General features: G+C 73.1%; 3 protein-coding genes. 1 reads left to right on the top strand and 2 read right to left on the bottom strand.

Annotated features, from left to right (window positions below):
- The first annotated feature begins 352 nt into the window (after window positions 1–352).
- The gene (locus DN069_RS38140) at window positions 353–1,087 is read left to right on the top strand and encodes a CPBP family intramembrane glutamic endopeptidase (protein ID WP_243640328.1); all 735 of its coding nucleotides are present in this window, start codon (window positions 353–355) and stop codon (window positions 1,085–1,087) included.
- Between the two features lie 27 nt (window positions 1,088–1,114).
- Here DN069_RS38140 and DN069_RS38135 read toward each other — a convergent pair whose 3' ends face one another.
- Window positions 1,115–1,963, bottom strand: a complete 849-nt coding sequence (locus DN069_RS38135) for a PhzF family phenazine biosynthesis protein (protein WP_111507835.1) — start codon at window positions 1,961–1,963, stop codon at window positions 1,115–1,117.
- Window positions 1,964–2,093: 130 nt separating this feature from the next.
- A partial coding sequence (locus tag DN069_RS38130; protein WP_111507834.1) for a sigma factor-like helix-turn-helix DNA-binding protein occupies window positions 2,094–2,721 on the bottom strand: 628 nt, incomplete at its 5' end.

Genomic DNA, 2,721 nt, shown 5'->3' with positions numbered 1-2,721 from the left:
GGCGTGGGCGGCCTGGGCCGGGAGGGCGGGCCGGCGAGGGAGGGGAGGACGCGGGGGTACATGGAGCTGGCGCGCGTCGGGGGGCCGGTCCACACCTGGCCGTTGCGCTGAGCGCGGTCGGGCGGCGTTGCTTCGGGTGGCGCGGCAGGTGAGGCGATGGTGAGAGGCGGCGGCGGACACAGTCCGCTGTGCGATGATCGGGCCAACCCGCCCGATCATCGTCCCGGGCTGCACGCTTCGTGCACCCCGCCCCGCCCGCCCGCCTCGCCATCCTCGCAGTCGGAGTAATCCCGTGAGCACCACCGAGACGCTCCCCGCGCTTCCGCAGCCGGTCCGCCTGACCCGTCGCCTGATGGGGCAGGAGCTGCTGCTCGTCCTGGGGCTCTCCCTCGGCGCCAGCGGCGTGTCCGCGCTGATCAGCTTCACGGGGTCGCTGACCGCCAACAAGTCGCTCAAGTCGCAGCAGGCGACGCTCAACGGCTCGATCACGCCGGGCCGCCCCTGGCTCGACCTGACCTGGCACTTGTTCGACATCGCCACCGCGCTCGTCCCTGTCGCCCTGGTCGCCTACTTGCTGATCCGCGAGGGATCATCGCTGCGCGCACTCGGGTTCGACCTGACGCGGCGCTGGAGCGACCTTGGCAAGGGCGTGGTCGTCGCCGCCGTCATCGGCGGTTCGGGGCTCGCCCTCTACCTCGGCGCGCGGGCGTCGGGCGCCAATCTCACCGTCGTGCCCAGCGGGCTGCCTGCCGTGTGGTGGCGGATCCCGGTGCTGATCCTCTCCGCCGCGCAGAACGCCGTGGTGGAGGAGGTCATCGTGGTCGGCTACATGCTGCGACGGCTGAACCAGCTGGGCTGGTCCTGGCCCGCGATCGTCGCGGCCAGCGCGCTGCTGCGCGGCTCGTACCACCTCTACCAGGGCGTCGGCGGGTTCTTCGGCAACGTGGTGATGGGCGTGATCTTCTGTTACCTCTACCGGCGCTGGGGCCGGGTCGCGCCGCTGGTGATCGCGCACACGCTGATCGACACGGTCGCGTTCGTCGGCTTCGTGCTGCTGGCCGGTCACGTCAGCTGGCTGCCGACCTGACCGGTCAGCCGGTCGGTCAGTCGGCCCTCAGCGGGTGGCGGCCTCGGTCAGGGTTCCGTCGAGCACCGTGACCGCCGTCCCGGTGATCAGCACGCGGTCGCCCTCCAGGTGCAGCTTGAGCGTGCCGCCGCGCCGGGACGCCTGGTGGCCGACGAGCGTGTCCCGGTTCAGGTGCGCCGCCCAGAGCGGGGTGAGCGCGGTGTGGGCGCTGCCGGTCACCGGGTCCTCGCCCACGTCCACGCCGGTACCGAACCAGCGGGAGACGAAGTCGTACCCGCTCGTCTCGGGATCGTCCGCGCGGGCGGTGACGATCACCCCGCGCGGGATCCCGACGTCGACGAGCGCGGCGAGCCGGGTGTGGTCGGGACGCAGCGCGCGCACCGAGGCCTCGTCGATGAACTCGAGCATCAGGTCGCCGAGCGCCCCCGTCTCCCACACGCCGATCCACGCGTCCGAGCCGAGGGCCGCCGCGAGCTGCTCGGGCGCGGCGCCGGGCTTCGGCGGGTTGGCGGGGAAGTCGAGCCGGATGCTGCCGTCCTCGGCGATCCGGGCGCGCAGCGGCCCGCTGTTGGAGTCGAAGACCACCTCCGCGCCCGGCGCGACGAGAGCGTCGCTGGCGAGCGCGTGCGCGGCGGCGAGCGTCGCGTGCCCGCACAGATCCACCTCGACGGCGGGCGTGAACCACCGGATCGCCCAGCGCCCGTCCTCGACCGGTCCCGCGGGGCGCACGAACGCGGTCTCCGACAGGTTCATCTCCGCGCCCAGCCGCGCCATCCATCCCTCGTCCGGCCACGGCCCCTCCGGCAGCAGGCAGACGGCGGCGGGGTTCCCGCTGAAGGGTTCGTCGGTGAACGCGTCGATGATCCGGATTCGCATGGTCGGAGCGTATCCCGGCCGCGTGAAACCGGTGGGCGTGGCGGCCGGTTGAGCGCCGTCGCCCGCCTCCCCGCCGTCCGCGCCCCCTGGCTTCGCGCCCTCTACGACCGCAGCATGTTCTGACGAACAGTCAGGATGCTTGCCAGGGGCGGAGCTTGTCGGGGTTGCGGACCGCCCAGATGCGGGTGATCCGGTCGTCGTCGGAGACCTCGAAGGCGAACACCGTCTCGATCCGGCCCTCGGACTCGAAGGCCAGGCCCGGTAGACCGTTGACGGTGCGTTCGAGGAGGGTGCGGGTGGGTGCGAGACGGGCGATGGTGAGGTAGAGGGCGACGATCTGCTCCGCGCCCTCGATCGGCAGCAGGTGGGCGACGGCGCGGCCGCCGCCGTCGGAGATCGCGGTGGCGCTCGGGTCGAGCAGGCTCAGCAGGGCCTCGATGTCCTGCGCGTCCCAGGCCGTCTTGAACCGCCGGACGACGCTCGCCTGCCGCGCGGCGTCCGGGCTCGCCTCGGCCCGCGCAGCGGTGATCCGGCGCCGCGCCGAGGACGCCAGCTGCCGGCACGCCGCGGGGCTGCGGCCGACGATCTCGGCCACCTCGGCGAAGGGGTAGCGGAAGACGTCGTGCAGCACGAACGCGACCCGCTCGGCCGGGGTCATCGACTCGAAGACGACGAGGAACGCCATCGTCACCGACTCGTCCAGGGTGATCCGGTCCGCTGGATCCACGACGACGCCGCCCGCCGCCCCGGTGAGCCAC

Origin of the sequence: Streptacidiphilus pinicola (assembly GCF_003258295.1) — a bacterium.
Classification (GTDB): domain Bacteria; phylum Actinomycetota; class Actinomycetes; order Streptomycetales; family Streptomycetaceae; genus Streptacidiphilus; species Streptacidiphilus pinicola.
This window is presented reverse-complemented; position numbering and strand designations above follow the sequence as displayed.

Bases quoted from the DNA above. Each gene is read 5' to 3' on its own strand.
- DN069_RS38140 (WP_243640328.1), top strand. From the start codon at position 353: ATGGGGCAGGAGCTGCTGCTCGTCCTGGGGCTCTCCCTCGGCGCCAGC.
- DN069_RS38135 (WP_111507835.1), bottom strand. From the start codon at position 1,963: ATGCGAATCCGGATCATCGACGCGTTCACCGACGAACCCTTCAGCGGG.